This is a genomic window from Roseibium alexandrii DFL-11 (assembly GCF_000158095.2).
GTDB classification, from domain to species: domain Bacteria; phylum Pseudomonadota; class Alphaproteobacteria; order Rhizobiales; family Stappiaceae; genus Roseibium; species Roseibium alexandrii.
In genome coordinates this window covers 3,851,326-3,870,406 of record NZ_CM011002.1, presented here as the reverse complement: position 1 = coordinate 3,870,406, position 19,081 = coordinate 3,851,326, and the positions used below count along the sequence as shown (strand labels likewise).

The 19,081-nt window shown below is 55.3% G+C and carries 17 protein-coding genes; 3 read left to right on the top strand and 14 right to left on the bottom strand.

What is annotated here, in order from left to right:
* Positions 1–63: 63 nt before the first annotated feature.
* The 10 genes from SADFL11_RS17720 to SADFL11_RS17675 all read right to left on the bottom strand — a co-directional run bounded on the left by SADFL11_RS17720 (position 64) and on the right by SADFL11_RS17675 (position 9,984).
* Positions 64–1,461: a TadE/TadG family type IV pilus assembly protein gene (locus SADFL11_RS17720; protein WP_008190430.1), complete on the bottom strand. Its 1,398-nt coding sequence runs from the start codon at positions 1,459–1,461 to the stop codon at positions 64–66.
* Between the two features lie 285 nt (positions 1,462–1,746).
* Complete coding sequence (locus SADFL11_RS17715; RefSeq protein WP_040452667.1) at positions 1,747–2,304, bottom strand: HNH endonuclease; 558 nt, start codon at positions 2,302–2,304, stop codon at positions 1,747–1,749.
* A 294-nt stretch (positions 2,305–2,598) separates the two neighbouring features.
* The gene (gene leuC, locus SADFL11_RS17710; RefSeq protein WP_008195833.1) at positions 2,599–4,011 is read right to left on the bottom strand and encodes a 3-isopropylmalate dehydratase large subunit; all 1,413 of its coding nucleotides are present in this window, start codon (positions 4,009–4,011) and stop codon (positions 2,599–2,601) included.
* A 274-nt stretch (positions 4,012–4,285) separates the two neighbouring features.
* A complete protein-coding gene (locus SADFL11_RS17705; RefSeq protein ID WP_008195482.1) occupies positions 4,286–5,158 on the bottom strand; it encodes an isocitrate lyase/PEP mutase family protein in 873 nt (290 codons plus the stop codon).
* A 9-nt stretch (positions 5,159–5,167) separates the two neighbouring features.
* The gene (locus tag SADFL11_RS17700; protein WP_008195300.1) at positions 5,168–6,442 is read right to left on the bottom strand and encodes a TRAP transporter large permease; all 1,275 of its coding nucleotides are present in this window, start codon (positions 6,440–6,442) and stop codon (positions 5,168–5,170) included.
* Positions 6,439–6,933 carry a TRAP transporter small permease gene (locus tag SADFL11_RS17695; protein WP_008194340.1) on the bottom strand — a complete coding sequence of 165 codons (495 nt, stop codon included), beginning with the start codon at positions 6,931–6,933 and terminating at the stop codon, positions 6,439–6,441. Before SADFL11_RS17695 ends, SADFL11_RS17700 begins: the two co-directional genes overlap by 4 nt.
* Before the next feature lie 4 nt (positions 6,934–6,937).
* The gene (locus SADFL11_RS17690; RefSeq protein WP_008195617.1) at positions 6,938–7,582 is read right to left on the bottom strand and encodes a LysE family translocator; all 645 of its coding nucleotides are present in this window, start codon (positions 7,580–7,582) and stop codon (positions 6,938–6,940) included.
* A gap of 11 nt (positions 7,583–7,593) precedes the next feature.
* Positions 7,594–8,586 (bottom strand): TRAP transporter substrate-binding protein, encoded by a 993-nt coding sequence (locus tag SADFL11_RS17685; RefSeq protein ID WP_040451196.1) that lies wholly within the window; start codon positions 8,584–8,586, stop codon positions 7,594–7,596.
* A 274-nt stretch (positions 8,587–8,860) separates the two neighbouring features.
* Complete coding sequence (locus SADFL11_RS17680; protein ID WP_008191794.1) at positions 8,861–9,091, bottom strand: PLC family EF-hand domain-containing protein; 231 nt, start codon at positions 9,089–9,091, stop codon at positions 8,861–8,863.
* Between the two features lie 221 nt (positions 9,092–9,312).
* Entirely contained in the window at positions 9,313–9,984 is a 672-nt protein-coding gene (locus tag SADFL11_RS17675) for a YggS family pyridoxal phosphate-dependent enzyme (protein WP_008191796.1), read from the bottom strand.
* A 386-nt stretch (positions 9,985–10,370) separates the two neighbouring features.
* Here SADFL11_RS17675 and leuS point away from each other — a divergent pair, with 386 nt between their 5' ends.
* Genes leuS through holA form a run of 3 tightly spaced genes read left to right on the top strand, consistent with a single transcriptional unit; the run spans position 10,371 to position 14,607 of the window.
* Positions 10,371–12,995: a leucine--tRNA ligase gene (gene leuS, locus SADFL11_RS17670; protein WP_008190956.1), complete on the top strand. Its 2,625-nt coding sequence runs from the start codon at positions 10,371–10,373 to the stop codon at positions 12,993–12,995.
* Positions 12,982–13,548 carry an LPS assembly lipoprotein LptE gene (gene lptE, locus SADFL11_RS17665; protein ID WP_040451197.1) on the top strand — a complete coding sequence of 189 codons (567 nt, stop codon included), beginning with the start codon at positions 12,982–12,984 and terminating at the stop codon, positions 13,546–13,548. Before leuS ends, lptE begins: the two co-directional genes overlap by 14 nt.
* A gap of 18 nt (positions 13,549–13,566) precedes the next feature.
* The gene (gene holA / locus SADFL11_RS17660; RefSeq protein ID WP_008190846.1) at positions 13,567–14,607 is read left to right on the top strand and encodes a DNA polymerase III subunit delta; all 1,041 of its coding nucleotides are present in this window, start codon (positions 13,567–13,569) and stop codon (positions 14,605–14,607) included.
* Between the two features lie 59 nt (positions 14,608–14,666).
* Here the strand turns inward: holA and SADFL11_RS17655 are convergent, their stop codons facing one another.
* From SADFL11_RS17655 to mnmG, 4 genes are all read right to left on the bottom strand, one after another.
* On the bottom strand, positions 14,667–15,572 hold the full coding sequence (locus SADFL11_RS17655) for a ParB/RepB/Spo0J family partition protein (RefSeq protein ID WP_008193387.1): 906 nt from the start codon (positions 15,570–15,572) through the stop codon (positions 14,667–14,669).
* 104 nt (positions 15,573–15,676) lie between these two features.
* Entirely contained in the window at positions 15,677–16,501 is an 825-nt protein-coding gene (locus tag SADFL11_RS17650) for a ParA family protein (RefSeq protein WP_008192791.1), read from the bottom strand.
* A gap of 19 nt (positions 16,502–16,520) precedes the next feature.
* Positions 16,521–17,138 carry a 16S rRNA (guanine(527)-N(7))-methyltransferase RsmG gene (gene rsmG, locus SADFL11_RS17645; RefSeq protein ID WP_228198217.1) on the bottom strand — a complete coding sequence of 206 codons (618 nt, stop codon included), beginning with the start codon at positions 17,136–17,138 and terminating at the stop codon, positions 16,521–16,523.
* A 38-nt stretch (positions 17,139–17,176) separates the two neighbouring features.
* Positions 17,177–19,060: a tRNA uridine-5-carboxymethylaminomethyl(34) synthesis enzyme MnmG gene (gene mnmG / locus SADFL11_RS17640; protein ID WP_040452668.1), complete on the bottom strand. Its 1,884-nt coding sequence runs from the start codon at positions 19,058–19,060 to the stop codon at positions 17,177–17,179.
* Between the last annotated feature and the right edge of the window lie 21 nt (positions 19,061–19,081).

The following is a 19,081-nucleotide window of genomic DNA, read 5'->3' as shown; positions in this document are numbered from 1 at the left end:
ACAATAAGCACAAAATGGCCCGCCAATGAGCGGGCCTATTTCATATCCAGCAGCTATAAAACTTTACTGGGACAAGTAAATCTGTTGAATCCGCTTTGCGATGTTGGAGAATGCCGTAATCAACTCGTCTTTGTTATCGGCTTCATAATAATAGTCGCTTCCGCTGGCGCAGTATGACATGAGATCATCACCGAATGCTGAACCACCGGTGTCAAAAAACACTGTGAAGATTTCGATATTTTCTGCTTTCATGGCATCGCAAAGGGTCCGCGCACGGGTTGCCGGAGGGTCATTGTAATCTGAATATCTGTGATAGCGCTCAACCCAATACTCATTGGTTGTGCACACGCGGTTCCTGCCGCGTCCAGTACAGGTGGTGCGTTCTTCTTTGCCGTACTGAGCGTTAAAATCACCATCAGTCATGATCAGTGCAAACTTTTTGACATCATCATCCGGAGTGCCGTTGCCATAGGGTTCCGGATCGCTGTCAGTGGGCCAAAGGCTCGTCCAGTTGGGCGACAGAGTGTACCAGCCCCAAGCAACGCCTGTTTGGCCTCCTGTTCCGCCGCCCGAGCTTAAGTTCCGGATATCGGAAATCAAAGTGTTTTTATCCGATGTTAAAGGCTGCAAACTGCTCGACGGGCAGTCATCTCTCGCGCTTGACCAGTTTTCAGAGGACCCATAGTCCCAAATGAAATAGCTCTGAAGGCCATGAAAGTACTCAGAGTTTGTACCGTCATAATTATAGACCGCGTCTGTGTATTTTTGTTGTCCTTCGCGCTCGTTGACGCAATTCCGCCACGACGTACTTCCGTTGGTGACCGTAGATGCATAAGAACCAAGGTTTACGCCTTGGGAGTAAGGAACAAGTGAAATCCGAACTTTACTGGCACTGTTTGAGGCATCGTCCTCGATCAGGATATCAACAACCTCTTCTGCGGCATCTCTCAATGCACCCATATCGCCTGCCATAGACCCGGTAACGTCAACAACCAGGGCAAGCTCGACATCGAACCGAGAGTAGTTCACCTCCGCACTGGTGCCGAAGTTGAAGACATCAGGACCCAGGCCATCTTTTCCAAATCCTGGTATATTTAAAAAATAGTTGTTTAATCCGGCAGAAGACGACACCGTCACGGTGCCTGCATTGCTGTCGACATCGAAATCTAGATTGTCGATCGCCTGGTCCAGAAACTCAGCATCGCTTAGATTTGCTCGGAATGAGTTCTCGATCCGAGTTTTGATCTGGTTGTCCCTAAGAACAGTCGTTGACAGATCCGTTGCGACAGAAAGCGCTGCAGCATCAATGGCGTACGCAAGCTTTTCCCGTGCATTCACCGCCCGGGAGATATCGATCGCTGCGCCCCCAATGACGACCAGCACCAACACCATTCCCGCAAATATCGGCAGGATTGAACCATCTTGATTTCGGTTAAATTTTGAAATCAGGGCTTTTATCATTTAGCCACGCAATCCCGTTTCTACGAATGCCCTTCAGGCACGTTACGGAATAGCTACTAAAGAAAAGTACCTAAACAATTAAAATGCTACTAGAATTTTTGAAGTATTTACGCTTTTTTTACGAATCAAACCGCCACAAAACGTCAACTCGCTTCTCTGATTTGCCAGGCCAAACGACGATTTACGCCTGAATCCATGAGTGATTTTGAGGAAGTACACACCCTTCAACTCCCGACACACATGGAAGTCATTCAAAGATCGCAAGCTGAAAACTCTGAGACAACCCTATGGGTCCAGCTCTGTATCCCAGTAAAGGAAGTCCATCCAGCTTTCGTGCAGATAGTTTGGCGGGAAGCCGCGGCCGTTGTTGTGCAGATCCTGGATCGTCGGCCGGAACGGCATGTGCATGGGCCACATGTTGAGCTGTTCGCAGGACTTGTTGGATTTGCGCAAGTTGCACGGGGAGCAGGCAGTGATCACGTTTTCCCAGGTTGTCAGGCCCCCTTTGGAGCGCGGGATCAAGTGATCGAAGGTGAGTTCCTCTTTGCTGCCGCAATACTGGCACTGGAACTTGTCGCGAAGGAATACGTTGAAGCGAGTAAAGGCGGGGTGCCGGCTGGGTTTGACGAAGGTTTTTAAGGAAACGACGCTGGGCAGTTTGAATTCGAAGCTCGGACTTCGGACCGCCGCGTCATATTCCGCAACGATGTTCACCCGGTCTAGAAACACAGCCTTGATGGTGTCCTGCCAACTCCACAAGGACAAGGGGTAGTAGCTCAAAGGCCGGTAATCCGCATTGAGCACCAACGCCGGATGAGCTCCCGGCGATACCGCTATCGTCACCTTCCACTCCTTACGCTTCATCAGAACGTCTGGTGTCCAGTCAGGCGGACAGCAGATTATGTCCCTTTGCGACGCGAGTATTGTAGTGCCGAGGTGACAGTCTTGTGAAGACCAATGATTTCATTTATTCACCCTGCCGGGTGGTGCCGAAGACTCGTGAAAAAAATCCGGCAACTTTCTGAATCACTTAGCGAAATGCGGATGAATTCACTGAGCCGTGACAGTTTTTTCTTGCAAACCAAAAGGGGCGCTTTGACGCGCCCCCTGACTTTTTCCTAAAAGGTCAATGACGAATCAGTTGGCCGTCCAGTCGCGAATGTCGACGAAATGACCAGCAATCGCGGCCGCTGCAGCCATCGCCGGCGAAACCAGATGGGTGCGGCCCTTGTGACCCTGGCGGCCTTCGAAGTTCCGGTTGGACGTCGACGCACAGCGCTCACCCGGAGCGAGCTTGTCCGCGTTCATCGCAAGACACATGGAGCAACCCGGCTCACGCCACTCAAAGCCTGCTTCCTTGAAGATGACGTCGAGGCCTTCTTCTTCCGCCTGTTCTTTCACAAGACCGGATCCTGGAACAACCATTGCGCTGACGTGCGACGCGACCTTGTGGTTGCCGATAACAGCTGCAGCGGCGCGCAGGTCTTCGATACGGCCGTTGGTGCAAGATCCGATAAAGGCGCGGTCGATCTTGATGTCCGTGATCTTCGTGCCCGGCTCGAGGCCCATGTAATCGAGAGCCCGGAACTTTGATTGACGGCGGTTCTCGTCTTCGATCTCCTTCGGATTCGGAACAACCCCTTCAACGGAAACAACGTCTTCCGGAGACGAGCCCCAGGACACGATCGGCGGCAGATTGGCTGCATCCAGCTCGATAACCTTGTCGAAATAGGCATCTGCGTCGGTATGCAGGGTCTTCCAATAGGCAAGCGCCTTGTCCCAATCGTCGCCTTTCGGCGCTTTTGGGCGACCCTTGATGTATTCGAAGGTCTTTTCATCCGGCGCGATGAGACCAGCGCGTGCACCGCCTTCGATCGACATGTTGCAGACCGTCATACGGCCTTCGATTGACAGGGACTCAATGGCTTCACCGGCATACTCGATCACGTAACCTGTGCCGCCGGCCGTTCCGATCTTGCCGATGATCGCCAGAACGATGTCCTTGGCCGTGACACCGGCCGGGATTTGGCCGTTGACCTTCACCAGCATGTTCTTGGCTTTTTTCTGGATCAGGGTCTGGGTGGCCAGAACATGCTCCACCTCGGACGTACCGATACCGTGGGCCAGCGAGCCAAAAGCGCCGTGAGTGGACGTGTGGCTGTCGCCGCAGACAATGGTCATGCCGGGCAGGGTAAAGCCTTGCTCCGGGCCAACGATATGGACAACGCCCTGACGCATATCGAGCTCAGAGTAATACTCAACACCGAACTCAGCCGCGTTTTTGGCCAAGGTTTCCACTTGAAGAGCGGACTCAGGATCGTCAATTCCATGACGGCGGTCGGTGGTCGGCACATTGTGGTCGACCACGGCAAGGGTCTTGCCCGGCTGACGGACCTTGCGGCCGGTCATGCGCAGACCTTCAAACGCCTGCGGGCTGGTCACTTCATGCACCAGGTGGCGGTCAATATAGAGCAGACCGGTTCCGTCCGGCTGCATGTCGACCGCGTGGTCGTCCCAAATCTTGTCGTAAAGCGTCCGTGCCTTGGCCATGGGTCTCTCCTAAGTCAGGCTGGCCCTGCGCGTTTTCAAGCCGCGCCGCCAGCCTTCGTTCTCTCACAGTTGTCTCCCGGAATGGGGCTACTGCCAAATTCTGTCCAGTGAATGGCGCAGCTCCGCGTCAAGGTCAAGCATTCCGAGTTGAGCTGAATTCAACTGAGTTTGATTGCAGATGCGCAAGACCCGCCTGATCGAGCAATCAGGCGGCGAACCAACCCGCAAAAGGGCCGGTCTACGTGTGGCTTTGCATTCGCCGGCCCTCTAAATGCTAATCCCGTTTGGACGTCTCGTAGTGCGCTGACGCTTCGTAATAATCATTGAAGCCGATCCGGTCGCGGAGTTCAGAAAAGTTCATCAAATCCGGGGTGCGATCTTCATCCGATTTCAGCTTGGCCAAAGTCCCCATCATCGCCTGCATGGCACTGGCCATCAGGGTGAGAGGGTACGCCGCAATGGAAAACCCTATGTCTTCCAGTTCCTTGTGGGAGAGCTCCGGCGTTTCGCCGCCTTCCACGATATTAGCCATTTTTGGGCCTGGGAGTTCGCGGCAGATGGTTTGCATCTCTGAGACAGTCTTCGGCGCCTCGACAAAAAGGATGTCAGCTCCGAGCTCCTTGAACTTTGCCGCACGGTCGATCGCTTCGGTAAGCCCGTGATCATGGCGGGCGTCTGTCCGGGCGAGGATCAGGATGTCGGCGCCAGCATCCTTGGCATCTTGCGCGGCACGGATCCGATCAAAGGCTTCTGCGCGTGAGACGACTGCCTTGCCCGGCGTGTGTCCGCAGCGTTTTGGCGCGAGCTGATCCTCAATCATGACGGCGGCAGCGCCCGCCTTGGCAAATCCGGTGACGGTACGGCGTACATTCATGGCGTTGCCGTAGCCTGTATCCCCATCTGCAATCAGTGGGATCTCGATCGCATCGGTGACGTTACGGGCCTGATCGAGGACTTCGGCATAAGACATCAACCCCAGATCCGGCTGACCGATGCGGGACGCGGAAGTGGCAAAACCTGACATGAAGGTCAGCCCGAAACCCGCTTGTTCAATCAGCTTTGCTGACAACGCATCGAAGCAGCAGGGCATCACATTGAGTTTGTCTTGCGCCAGAAGGGCGCGGAGTTTGTCAGCCTGAGACGGCATGGAATGTCCTTAGAGTTTAAACGGAATATAGAGGGCCAAATCAGTCCAGAGGTACAGTATGACGACGCTCAGCAGCATAAGTGCCAGGAAGGGGAGAACCCCACGTGAGACATCCGCCAAACTGGATCGCGCCACCGACTGGATGACATAGAGATTGAGCCCGACCGGCGGCGTGATCAGTGCACATTCCACCATGACCACCATATAGACCCCGAACCAGATGGGATCAAAGCCAAGGGCCATTGCCGCCGGCAACAGAACCGGGGTCATGATCAAAACCATGGAGAGCGCCTCGAACACCAAACCCATGATCAAGAGCACCACCGACACCACCAGAATGAAGGTAAGCGGCGTATCGATGTTCTGACCGATGAACATCGAGATTTCCTGCGGGATCCGGTAAAGCGTAATCGCCTTGCCGAAGACCTTGGCACCGGCAACAATCAAGAGGATCGCAACGGTGGTCACCATGCTCTCAAAAGCTGCTTCCTTGAAGCCCTGCCAGGTGAGGGTTCTGAGGTAAAGGCCGGTTATCAAAAGCGCGACGGCAAAGCCAATGGCCGCGGCCTCGGTCGGTGTGGCGATCCCAGTATAGATAACACCGATCACCACGCCAGCCAGAACCATGGAGGGCAGGGCGCGGATCGTGCTGGAGATCCGCTCCTTGGTGCTCGTAGGCGGTTCCGGTGTGTAGCCGCCAAACCAACGGGCGTAGATCATGGCAAATGCGATGAAGAGCGCGACCAGCAACAGGCCAGGGCCGATTCCCGCCAAAAACAGCGCGATTACCGACTGTTCAGTGACGAAGCCGTATACGATCATCGGGATCGACGGCGGAATCAGGATCCCAAGCGTGCCACCGGCGGCGAGAAGCCCATAGACGAATTTTTTCTCATACCCCCGGCTGATCATCTCGGGGATCGCAACCGTGCCGATGGTGGCCGCTGTGGCAACGGACGATCCGGAGATCGCTGCAAAGATACCGCAGGAGACAATAGTGGCTACCGCCAATCCGCCCGGCCAATGCCCGACCCAGGCATGCACGGCGGCAAAGAGATCTTTTCCGACCCCGCCTTTCAGCAAGACATTGGACATTAGCAAAAACAACGGCACAGCAATCAGAATAAACCCGTCGAGTGTCGACAGGATGGCCTGCGGCGCCATCAGAGGTGAAAATCCGCCGAACAAAAGCAGGGCCAACCCAAGTCCGCCAAGCGTAAAGGCAACAGGTACCCGGATGAGCAGCAGCGTGAAAAGGGCTAAGAGAATAAGGATTGTTGTCAATGTCCGGCTCCACCTAGAGAAACCGGCCCTTTGGCCGCTTTGCCAAGCTCAATCAGCGCCTGCAGGAACAAGAGTGCAAAGCCAACCGGAATTGCGAGTTCCGTAACCCATGTGGGCAAATCCAGCATGGACCCGGTTGTCCGGCCACGCTCAAAGGAATCGTAGAAAATCCCGAAACCCTTCCAGGCCACAATGGCGCTGAACCCCGCGACAAAGATCATCGCAAGGCCCTGACAGACCCGCTGCGCCGTTAAACCCAGCTGGTTGGTCACCGCATCAACGGCAATATGCCGCCCAGCGCCGAGGATCCAGGGCATTGCGATCATGGAGCCCCAAATGAGGCTCATCTGGGACAACTCCGCAGCCCAAATTGTTGGCGCAACAAAGAGATATCGGGCCGTCACCTCAAAGGTAAGCATGCCGCCGGCCAGAACAAACAAGAGTGCCGATACCCAGGCAAGAGCGAGGGTCAGCTTCGAGAAAACAATCATTTTGTTACCGATGCGCTTCGCGCAATCCTGAAAGAATGAGAGCAGCGCCCATTGTGCCGAAGGCAGCAGCGAATGCAGCCTCAAATCCACGTTGGAATTTTTGATAGGCCAGGGTCATACGGCCCGTCGAAAAAAGCAGAGCGTAAGCGCCATAGACAAGGAAGGCTGAAACGGCCCCAAGCGGCCCGAAAGCAAGAACGGCTGGTGCTTCTAAACCCTGGCCAAACAGAAAGGATGCAACAGCAATCCACATCAAACCCGCTTTCGGATTGCTGAGCACAACGAAGAGGCCAAACCGCCAGTTTCTGAAATCAGACGCTTTCTTACCGGCAGCCCGGATCGTCCCACCAGACGATGGCCATAAAACCGAACGCGCCGCCTTGGCAGCCACATAAAGAAGATAACAGCCGCCGAGGATCTTCATGGCTGTCAGCACAGCCGGAAAAAGATCCAGTAAAACAGCCAGTCCGAACGCAACTGCCGTAACCCAGACAAGAACGCCGGACGCCACACCAAAGGTGACGTAAACGGCCGCACGGCGGCCTTGCCCCAAGGCGGCAGCTGCAACGGCAACCAGGTTTGGACCTGGCGCAGCTTGCGCGGCGACCGTGAGGATCAGGGCCGCCGCATAGGCTTCAACGATATACACGTCGAAACGTCCTAAAGCTTCTGCGCCGCATCCATGACTTGCTTGCCAAGGTCACCGGCTTTTTCGCCATAAGCGTCGTAAACCGGTTGGCTGACCGCTCTCCAGGCAGAGATTTCCTCAGCTGTCGGCCTGTAAACGGACATTCCGTTTTCTTCCGCAGCTGCATACGCATCCGCCTCGATCTGGGACATCCGGTCGCGAACATCATTTTCGGCCGTCAAAGCAGCAGCTTGAATGATTTCCTTGTGAGCGTCCGGCAGGCCATTCCAGAAATCCGTGTTCACAACGACAATGAATTCGATGTCCGCGTGGTTGGTCACGGTAATGGTGTCCATGACTTCCCAAAGCTTCCGGGACTTGACACCGGAAACGCCAGTCATGCCGACATCGACTGTGCCGCGCTGATAGGCGAGGTATTGTTCGGATCCGGAAATGAGCGTTGGAGCGCCACCCGCAGCGGTCACGAAATCGCTGAGGGTCTTGCCGAAGACACGGACTTTTTTACCCTTCATGTCTTCCGGCGTTTTGATCGGTCCGTCCTGAGACAGCATGATCGCACCACCATAGGCCTGCCACCACAGGACAGTTGATCCGGTGTCCTTGATCGCCTCATCGAGCGGTCCGCGGACAGGAGAACCTGGAGCAACAGCTGCGCGGACCTTGTCCTCGGTATCAAAAAGAAACGGCTGATAAAAAATATCGACCGCTGGAATGTCACCGACATATCGGGTCAGGGACGCCACGCCCATCTCGATCGCGCCGGACCCAACGGCAGCGGGCACTTCCTTGTCTTTATAAAGCTGCGCGGAGTCGTAGATTTCGACCGCTATATCACCGTTGGAGTTCTTCTCCACTTCTTCCTTGAACAAGGTAAGGTTTTGACCAAGGTGGCTTGTCAGCGGCAGCTGCAACGAAATACGCAGAGTTGTATCAGCTGCAAAGGATGAGCCGGCAGTCATGCTAAGCGCCATCGCGGCTCCAAGAGCCCACGTAAATGGTTTCATAATTTCCTCCCAATTATGGAAGGCAGTCTGACAAACGAAAAATTTTTGGTCAACAAATCCTTGACCACTTGGCCAAAAAGACCAGCCTCGGCAGGCACAGGACCGTAGAAATCAACATAAGCTTCCCGGGGTTTTCGGCTAACCGGCAGGATACAGATATCGAACATAAAAAAATAAAGAGAACCATCGCCGGCGTGACCTCTCCCGGCGATGGTCCCTACTGGGCGGACCGCGCACCTTCCGCGGTCCGAAAGCTACGATCCACCCAAGCCAGTTACGGCTGAACAGCCGAGAATTCTGCCGGATCGAGCAGGTTGTCCTGGTTTGCATCGGCTGCCTTGAAGGCATCCTCTGTTACATCCGGCATGACGGCAGTGACTTCATCAAAGCTGACAAATCCGTCCCGGTCGCTGTCGACAACATCAAAAGACATGCCCTGAGCAAATACCGCTGAAGAAGCGGTAACGGCACCGAAAAGCACGGCAGCTGCGAGAGACTTGGACATGATATGACCTCCAGTTTTGGTCTTTGTGCTCCGTCGCTCAACCAGACCCCTGCGGCCGGTGAACCGGAACGAGAGAACACTGATTTGAGATCGGGACGGCCAAAAGGCCGCTCAAAGGAACTGTTGGGGCATTGTTGTGACCGCCGGGCTTCGGCAGTCACGTCTCGGTCAAATTATTGTCAAAAGTAGCAATTTCGGACCGCAATAAGGCGGACACAGATTTACGCATAATCCCGCGATCCGAAAATCGCGGATCCGACACGCACATGGGTTGCGCCAAACCCAACGGCAGTCTCGTAGTCAGATGACATACCCATGGAGATCTGAGACAGGCCGTTGCGCGCAGCGATTTTCTGAAGAAGCGCAAAATGCTCCCCCGGGGCCTCATCAACCGGCGGAATACACATCAGACCGACGATGTTCAAACCGACCGTGTCCTTGCATTCCTTTACGAACTGATCGACCTCTTTCGGCGGTATTCCGGCCTTCTGCGGTTCTTCTCCGGTATTCACCTGGATGAAGCACGGCAGATCCCGGCCTTGCTTATCCATTTCAGCTTTGAGGGCTTTTGCGATTTTCTGTCGGTCCACCGTATGGATGACATCGAACGTCGCTACGGCTTCTTTCGCTTTGTTGGACTGCAACGGGCCAATGAGATGCAATTCAATCCCGTCATAGGATCCACGCAGCTCCGGCCATTTTCCCATGGCTTCCTGAACACGGTTTTCACCGAAAACCCGATGACCTGCCTCCAACGCCGGGCGGATGGCATCTGCCTCAAACGTCTTGGACACGGCGATCAAGGTCACAGCGCCTTCGGGCCTGCCATACTCTGCTTCTGCCTTGCGAATGTCTGAAAGAACGTTGGAAAGCTGATCTGCAACGGGGGCCATGAAGACTGCTCTGATTTAGGAATGGAACTTACTCTTTGACATATACGCAGGGTGATACCCCAACAAGGGAAGACTCAAAATCTTAAAAACCGAAACCAACTTTTGGCGGTCGTGATGAGCCAGATCCGCGCTCAAGAAGCCAAAGCACCAAATTGGGCCGTATGCTGAAAGTGAACATGTGGGGCCTAATGGTCATTGAACCCGTTGTTTGTGGCCCAGATTCCCAAACACAATAGCTTTACGGCCCCCGCTCTGCGCATTAAACAGCAGGGTAGCAATAGTTCACTCAAGGCATGTTGACCGCGGCACCGATTTCTGGTGACTGTCCCGCAGTCAGACATTCAAAAAATCCGCCGGGTCCGGCGGCAAGCAAACGGCAATAATTGATGGCAACGGAACGGTACAATGCGCGCGAAGTAGAAGCGCGCTGGCAAAAGACTTGGAACGACAAAGACGTCTTCGTCACCCACAATGACGATCCACGCGACAAATACTACGTCCTTGAGATGTTCCCGTACCCGTCCGGCCGAATTCATATGGGCCACGTTCGCAACTATGCCATGGGTGATGTGGTAGCCCGCTTCAAACGTGCCAAGGGTTTCAACGTCCTTCACCCGATGGGTTGGGATGCCTTCGGGATGCCGGCCGAAAACGCTGCGATGCAGAACAAGGTCCACCCGAAAGACTGGACCTATGAAAACATCGCCACCATGCGCGAACAACTCAAGATCATGGGTCTGTCTCTTGACTGGAGCCGTGAATTCGCGACCTGTGATGTTGCCTACTACAAGCAGCAGCAGGCGCTTTTCCTGAAGTTTTTGGAAGCCGGTCTGGTCTACCGCAAAAACGCTAAGGTCAACTGGGACCCGGTCGACATGACCGTCCTTGCCAACGAGCAGGTGATCGATGGCCGCGGCTGGCGCTCCGGCGCGCTTGTCGAGCAGCGTGAGCTGACCCAATGGTTTTTCAAGATTTCCGATTTTTCGGAAGACCTTCTGGAAGCGATCGAGACACTTGATCGCTGGCCGGACAAAGTCCGCCTGATGCAGAAGAACTGGATCGGCCGATCAGAAGGTCTGCGTGTCCGCTTTGAGTTTATCGAGGCTGCCCCGACGGGCGACACAACGCTGGAAATCTTCACCACACGGCCGGATACTTTGTTTGGCGCGTCCTTCATGGGCCTGTCTCCGGATCATCCGATTTCGGTGAAGCTGGCGGAGACCAATCCGGAGCTAAAGGACTTCATCGAGGAATGCCGGCGCGTCGGCACGTCAGAAGAAGCCATTGAAAAGGCTGAGAAGAAGGGCATCGATACCGGTCTCAAGGTCAAGCACCCGTTGGACGCTTCCATCGAGTTGCCGGTATACGTCGCCAATTTCATTCTGATGGACTACGGCACAGGCGCCATCTTCGCCTGTCCGGCACACGATCAGCGTGACCTGGATTTTGCCCGCAAATACGGCCTCTGCGTCAAACCGGTTGTTCTGCCGAAAGATACCGATCCGGCAACTTTTGAAATTGGCGACGAGGCCTACACCGACGACGGCACGATCTTTAACTCCGACTTCATGAACGGAATGACGATTGCCGATGCGAAAAACGCCGTTGCGGAAAAGTTGGAAGCCATCAAGGTAGACGATGGGCCGCAAGCCGAGCGTCAGGTGAATTACCGCCTGCGCGACTGGGGCATTTCCCGCCAGCGCTACTGGGGCTGTCCGATCCCGGTCATCCATTGTGACGACTGCGGCGTTGTTCCAGAAAAAGATGAAAATCTGCCAGTGCAGCTGCCGGACGACATCAATTTCGACAAGCCAGGCAATCCGCTGGACCGCCATCCAACTTGGCGTGACACCACTTGCCCGAATTGCGGCAAGCCGGCCAAACGTGAAACCGACACGATGGATACGTTTGTCGATTCGTCCTGGTATTTCGCGCGTTTTACCGCACCTGACTGTGATCAGCCGACCGACCCGAAAGCTGCAACCGATTGGCTTCCGGTCGATCAGTATATCGGCGGAATTGAGCACGCGATCCTGCACTTGCTGTATTCGCGGTTCTTCACACGGGCGATGCAAAAGGTTGGTGCGCTTGATCTGAAAGAGCCGTTCAAGGGCCTCTTCACGCAAGGCATGGTTACGCATGAGACCTACCGGCGCGGTGGAGACGGCTCCAATGGCGAGTGGGTCTCACCGGCCGAAATCAAGATCGAGGAAAAGGACGGTCAGCGCGTTGCGTCCATGCTGGACAGCGGTGAAAACGTTTCCATCGGCTCCATCGAGAAGATGTCGAAGTCCAAGAAGAACACGGTTGATCCGACGGACATCATCGACACTTACGGCGCCGACACAGCCCGCTGGTTCATGTTGTCAGACAGCCCGCCCGAGCGCGATGTCATCTGGACCGAAGATGGTGTCCAGGGCGCGTGGCGCTTTGTTCAACGCGTATGGCGTTTGATCGGTGAAATCGCCGAAAAGACAGAGCCGCGAAATTCCTCTGTTCCGGCCATGTCTCAAAAAGCCGAAGACCTGCGCCGCGCGACCCACAAAACCCTAGCTGCTGTCTCCAACGATCTGGAAGGCCTCGGCTTCAACCGCGCCGTTGCGCGCCTTTATGAGTTGGTCAATACGTTGAGCAAAGCGTTCAACGAGGGCCTGGAAGATCAGGGCAAGGAATACGCGGTTCGGGAAACGGTTGATTACCTCGTCCAGATGATGGCGCCCATGATGCCGCACCTCGCTGAGGAATGCTGGTCTGAGCTGGGTCATGACAGCCTGATCTCCGAAGCGGCCTGGCCGGAAGCAGATCCCTCGCTGTTGGCTGAAGATACAGTGACGTATCCGATCCAGATTAACGGCAAACGGCGCGGTGAGCTGAGTATTTCAAAAGAGGCCTCCAAAGAGGAGGTCGAAGCAGCTACCTTGGCGCTGGACTATGTGCAAAAAGCGCTTGACGGGAAATCACCGAAGAAGCTGATCGTTGTGCCACAAAGGATTGTCAATGTCGTTGTTTGACCAAGTTTTGACATCGAGCCGGATTACCAGAAACCTTGCTCTGGCGGGCTTTTTGACCTTTGGTACATTGGCAGGCGGATGTCAGATCCGCCCGCTCTATGGCACCACAGCAACAGGCTTCGGCGGGACACAAACCGTGTCCTCCGATCTTGCAGCGATCGATATTGAATCCATCGGCACCGATGTCTCTGGCCGCACACTTTACAACGAACTGACCTTCAATTTTGAGCGTGGCACAACTGCCCCGGCCAAGAAGTACCGATTGAAGGTTCTGGAAGACACCAGCACAGCTTCTGTCGCAGTCGAACAGTTCTCTGATGTTCCGTCGGCCTATACTTTGACCATGAACGCGTCTTTCGTCCTGAGTGACCTTGAAACCGACAAGACACTGATGACAGGACGGTCCTTCCAATCCGCCTCATATGACTTCTCCAGCCAGCGTTTCGCCAACTTAAGGGCGCAACGGGATGCAGAAGAACGTGTTGCAAAGGCGGTCGCAGAAGACATCACAGCCCGGATTGCCGGATACTTCGCAACCCATCAGGGTTCATAAAGAAAAGGCTAAACACACGTGTCCACGCTCAAGGCCGCGGAGATTGACCGGTTCGTCGCCAGTCCCCCGGATGGCGGCGGCGTAGTCCTCGTGTTCGGCCCGGATACCGGTCTGGTATCCGAACGTGCCAGCCGCCTTGTTGCCAAGGCGTCCGAAGGCGACAGTGATCCGTTCAACCTCATAAAAATTGACGCCTCTGAACTCAGTTCGGACAGCAGCCGTCTGATCGATGAGGTGCTTACCGTTCCGCTGTTTGGTGGCCGCCGTATTGTGTGGGTCAAGGATGCCGGCGGTAAAAACCTGGTGCCGTCGGTCGATCCCGTCTTAAAGCTGGATGATTGGCAAACATTGGTTGTTCTGGAAGCCGGCGACATCAAAAAAGGTGTTGGTCTGCGCAAACTGATCGAGCCACATAAAAAGGCTGTCGCGTTGCCGTGTTATGCGGACAACGACCGCGGCATTGACCACTTGATTGATGAAGAAACACGCGAAGCAGGCCTGACCATCTCCCGCGAAGCCCGCGCCGCCCTTCACAGCCTCTTGGGCGGCGATCGGATGGCCAGCCGGGGCGAACTCAAGAAACTCTGTCTGTACGCCATGCAGAAAGAGCGGATTGACACCGAGGACGTGGAAGCCATCATCGGCGATGCTTCGGCATTTGAAACATCTGAATTAATCGATGCAGCCGCTGGCGGCGATTTGTCGACACTCGATCATGGCCTGGAGCGCCTGACGGATGCCGGATCCAAAGCCTCGGTGATTGCCAATCAGGCGCTCAAACATTTCCAATCTTTACATCGGATGCGAATCGAAATCGACGCTGGGAAAAGTGCCCAGCAAGTCGTCGACGGTCAGCGCCCGCCCATTTTCTTCAGCCGCAAACCGAAATTCAGTCAGCAGCTGCGAATTTGGACCATTAAGGATTTGGAACGTGCAATGGGCATCCTGAGTGAGGCTACGCGGGTGTCCCGTCTGAACGACAATTTGGGAGTTCCGGTCCTCTCAGAGGCCCTACTGACGGTCGGCCGCGCCGCGCGCGCGCGCAGCCAACGCCGCTGACATAAAGGAAAAGGCCGGGAAATCCCGGCATTGATTACTTAAGTCTTTCACGCCAGTTCTCATCGGTTTTCAACGCCCAGCAGCCGGCAAATCTGATCGAGCTGTTCCAAAGACGTGTATTTGATCTTCAGATCGCCAGACTCTTTACCGGATTTGTGACCGACGGTGACTTTCAGTCCCAGCGTGTCTGCCAGCCGCTTTTCCAAAGCTTTCGTATCGGCGTCCTTTTGCAGCTTTTCGGTCGGGGTTTTTTCGCCCTTCAACTTCGCCAGTGCATCGGGGTCCTGAGCGAGCTTTTCCGCATCGCGCACCGTCAGACCCTTTTCAACGATCAGTTCGGCCAAGGCAGCCGGATCATCAACCGTAATCAGCGCCCGCGCATGACCAGCCGTCAAAAGCCCCTCAGCCAGATAGTCTTTGACTGAATTCGGCAGCTTCAACAGCCGCATGGTGTTGGCAACATGGCTCCGGCTTTTGCCGATAACCTTGGCTAACTCACCCTGGCTGTAGCTAAAATCGGCAGTGAGCTGCTCATAACCCATCGCTTCTTCGATCGGATTGAGATCCGCCCGCTGCACGTTCTCGATGATCGCCAGCTCCAGAGCTTCCTGATCCGTGACATCACGGATAATGATCGGCGCTTCATGAAGCCCAGCCCGCTGCGCGGCCCGCCAGCGCCGCTCGCCGGCGATGATCTCAAACCGGTTCGTTTTCCCGGCTGCAGGGCGAACAAGGATCGGCTGCACGATACCTTTGGCTTTTAGAGATTCGGAAAGGTCCGCCAGATCCTTTTCCGTGAAAGTCTTACGCGGATTGCGCGGGTTTGGCTCGATATGCTCAATCGGGACCCTGCGGCTGTCGCGAACCACTTTTTCAGGTGCTGGAGATGCCTCTTGCGCTGAATCGCCAATGAGAGCTGCTAGACCGCGGCCAAGCCGCTTGTTTTTGACGTCCTTGTCCGCCATTCCGCACCTTTTTCTTTTTATTTCAATAAGTTATGAAGGATCAACTCATATGTGGCCTGACCGATCCTTCCAACATGTCAATTCGGACCCGATTCAACCGGTTCTTAGGCTGCAACGCTGCGCAGCTGCCGCTCCCGCTGAATGATTTCAGAAGCAAGGCGGAGATACGCCTGACTTCCCGCACATTTCAGGTCATAGAGCAGCGCCGGTTTGCCATAGGACGGTGCCTCGGAGATCCGAACGTTGCGCGGTATGATCGTGTCATAAACGGCTTCGCCCATCGTTTCGCGAACATCCGCAACGACCTGACTGGAGAGATTGTTCCGGCTGTCATACATCGTCAGAACGATCCCGTGGATGCTGAGCTCCGGGTTCAAAGCAGATTTCACCTGCTCGACCGTGCTCAGCAACTGGCTCAAACCTTCAAGCGCAAAGAACTCGCACTGCAGCGGAACCAGGATCGAGTGGCTTGCAGACAGCGCGTTGATCGTGAGCAAGTTCAAGGACGGCGGGCAGTCTACAAGGACGTAGGTAAAGCCAATTTCCTTGAAGAGCCGGGAATGCGTCAGGTTTTCGATCGCATTGCGCAGCCGGAACGCCCGGTCGCTGGTAGACGCAATTTCAAGCTCTAGGCCGAGAAGGTCCATGGTGGACGGAGCCACCCACAAGCGTTGAACCGCGGTTTCGCGGATCGCCTCGTCCATCGCGCAGTCGCCGCTCAGGATTTCATAAGTCGACAGGCCGCGGTCCCGGTGCTCGATCCCAAGACCCGTCGAAGCGTTCCCCTGCGGATCAAGATCGATAACGAGGACTTTCTCCCCGATTGCGGCAAGCGCCGTTCCGAGGTTGATGGCCGTGGTGGTTTTCCCAACCCCGCCCTTTTGATTCGCGAGTGCGAGCACACGCGGCATTTCGGGAAGTATGTTCATTACCACCACACCTTCCAGGCTACTTTGACCGGGCTGATATATTTGAAAAGAGGAGCATCCGGCTCAAAGGATCAACAACACTTTCCTTTTCTACCAGATCGAACTGCCAAGAGTCAGACACTTCATCGAGTTCCCGACGAAAATCCTGGCCTTTGTGGAAAACGGCCTTTGACCCCTGTGCCGTAAACGGCTCGGCAAGATCAAAAAGCAGATTCAAAGAGGCCAAGGCTCGGGCAGAAACAGCATCCACCGGGCCATGGCTCCACCCTTCCGCAACCGATTCGATCCGGCCCGCGTGGACAGTCCCTTTCGATCCGGTCTCTCTCAAAGCCGTCCGAAGGAACGCCGCCTTCCGCTGATTGCTCTCGATCATGTGGACATGGGCATCCGGCTCGTCTGCCAGAAGGATCGCCGTCACAACGCCCGGGAACCCACCGCCGCTTCCGATATCCACCCAGACCTTCGCCTCTGGATAACTCCACTGCGTTTGCAGGCTATCCGCTACATGGCGGGTCCAGATATCCGGAATTGTAGACGGAGCAATGAGGTTTTGTGCGGGTTGCCACTTCAAAACCAGATCCACATAAATCTGGAGACGATCCAACGTTTCACGTGAAACATCCCCAAACTTATACACAGCATCTCCAGAACCATTCAACACCACCGGGCGCCCCATCAGGCCGCCCCGCGCTGAGACTGACGTTTCAAATGGGAGAGGATCAGTGTCAGAGCTGCAGGGGTCATCCCATCCATGCGCGACGCCTGCCCCAATGTCGCAGGCCGAATGTCCGCGAGCTTTTGTTTGACTTCATTGGACAACCCGACAATCGCTTCGTAATCGAAATCATCGGGGATTCCCAAAGCCTCATCGCGCTTCAAGGCTTCGATGTCGGCCGTCTGCCGCTCTAGGTAAACAGCATAAAGAGCATCCGTTGTAACCTGCTCGACAACTGCAGGATCCATATGCCCGAGCTCCGGCCAAACCATTTGCAGCCCATCAAACGTGACTTTCGGATAGGATAACAGATCGAAGGCGGAACGGCGGACGCCATCCTGATTGACAGGCAACCCCTTTTTTGTCGCTTCGTTCGGGGTCACCGTCAGGCTCTGCAGCAAATCGCGCGCAGCCAAGATCTTTTCCATCTTCGCTTCATAGGCGGCACGGCGGTCATCAGACACGCAGCCGATCTCAATTCCAAGAGGCGTCAAACGTTGATCCGCATTGTCTGCTCTGAGCGACAACCTATACTCCGCCCGTGAGGTAAACATGCGATAGGGTTCTGTGATTCCGCGGGTGATGAGATCATCGATCATAACGCCGATATAGCCTTGGGACCGGTCAACGATAAACGGCGCCTTGTCCGCGACCTTCAACGCGGCATTCAAACCAGCCACAAGACCTTGAGCACCCGCCTCTTCATAGCCGGTCGTTCCATTGATCTGACCTGCGAGGTAAAGACCCGCACACCGTTTGGCTTCCAGGGTTGCCCGCAATTCGCGCGGGTCGACGTGGTCATACTCGATGGCATATCCCGGCTGAATGACCTCAACGTTCTCTAGCCCTGGGATAGTCCGCAAGAAGGCAATCTGCGCATCTTCCGGCAACGAGGTGGAAATCCCGTTTGGATAAACCGTGTGATCATCGAGACCCTCAGGCTCCAGGAAAATCTGGTGGCCATCCCGATCGCCGAAGCGGACGATTTTGTCTTCAATGGATGGGCAATAGCGAGGACCGCGGCCCTTGATCTCACCGGAATACATTGCAGAGCGATCAAGATTGTCCCGGATTATCTGATGTGTTTCCGGCGTCGTCCGCGTGATGTGACACGGGATCTGAGGGATCGAAATCTTGTCGGTCAGCGTAGAGAACGGGATCGGTTCTTCGTCGCCCGGCTGCTCTTCCAGCCGATCCCAGTGAATTGTCCGGCCATCCAGTCGCGCAGGCGTACCCGTTTTCAAACGGCCAAGGTCAAAACCAATCTGTTCCAGCGAGTGAGACAGCCCCATTGCGGGCGCCTCACCAGACCGCCCAGCCGGGATCTTTCTGTCGCCGATATGGATCAGCCCGCGCAGGAATGTCCCGCTTGTCAAAACCACCGCGCCGCAGTCAATTACCTGACCAGACGCAAGAACGATGCCTGTCACGGATCTCGCATCTGCACCAGAGAACCGGAGCTGCTCAGCTTCGCCCTCCACAACGGTGAGATTTTCTACAGCGGCGATCTCACGCTGCATTGCTTCCCTGTACAGTTTCCGGTCCGCTTGCGCTCTCGGACCACGGACGGCTGGACCTTTGCGGCGGTTGAGCATTCGGAACTGAATACCGCCCTGATCAGCGACGCGTCCCATAAGGCCGTCGAGTGCATCGATCTCACGAACGAGATGGCCCTTCCCCAATCCTCCGATCGCCGGGTTACAGGACATCACGCCAATGGTCTCGAACTTGTGCGTTACAAGCGCAGTCTTAGCGCCCATGCGAGCCGAGGCAGCTGCTGCTTCGCAGCCGGCATGGCCGCCGCCAATTACCACAACATCAAACGATAGAACCTGATCGTTCATAGTCTCACCGCTTGTCCGGGT

Excerpts from the sequence above, each read along its gene's own strand:
- SADFL11_RS17720 (WP_008190430.1), bottom strand. The coding sequence starts at position 1,461 with ATGATAAAAGCCCTGATTTCAAAATTTAACCGAAATCAAGATGGTTCA.
- leuC (WP_008195833.1), bottom strand. The coding sequence starts at position 4,011 with ATGGCCAAGGCACGGACGCTTTACGACAAGATTTGGGACGACCACGCG.
- SADFL11_RS17705 (WP_008195482.1), bottom strand. The coding sequence starts at position 5,158 with ATGCCGTCTCAGGCTGACAAACTCCGCGCCCTTCTGGCGCAAGACAAA.
- SADFL11_RS17695 (WP_008194340.1), bottom strand. The coding sequence starts at position 6,933 with ATGATTGTTTTCTCGAAGCTGACCCTCGCTCTTGCCTGGGTATCGGCA.
- SADFL11_RS17685 (WP_040451196.1), bottom strand. The coding sequence starts at position 8,586 with ATGAAACCATTTACGTGGGCTCTTGGAGCCGCGATGGCGCTTAGCATG.
- SADFL11_RS17680 (WP_008191794.1), bottom strand. The coding sequence starts at position 9,091 with ATGTCCAAGTCTCTCGCAGCTGCCGTGCTTTTCGGTGCCGTTACCGCT.
- SADFL11_RS17675 (WP_008191796.1), bottom strand. The coding sequence starts at position 9,984 with ATGGCCCCCGTTGCAGATCAGCTTTCCAACGTTCTTTCAGACATTCGC.
- leuS (WP_008190956.1), top strand. The coding sequence starts at position 10,371 with ATGGCAACGGAACGGTACAATGCGCGCGAAGTAGAAGCGCGCTGGCAA.
- lptE (WP_040451197.1), top strand. The coding sequence starts at position 12,982 with ATGTCGTTGTTTGACCAAGTTTTGACATCGAGCCGGATTACCAGAAAC.
- SADFL11_RS17655 (WP_008193387.1), bottom strand. The coding sequence starts at position 15,572 with ATGGCGGACAAGGACGTCAAAAACAAGCGGCTTGGCCGCGGTCTAGCA.
- SADFL11_RS17650 (WP_008192791.1), bottom strand. The coding sequence starts at position 16,501 with ATGAACATACTTCCCGAAATGCCGCGTGTGCTCGCACTCGCGAATCAA.
- mnmG (WP_040452668.1), bottom strand. The coding sequence starts at position 19,060 with ATGAACGATCAGGTTCTATCGTTTGATGTTGTGGTAATTGGCGGCGGC.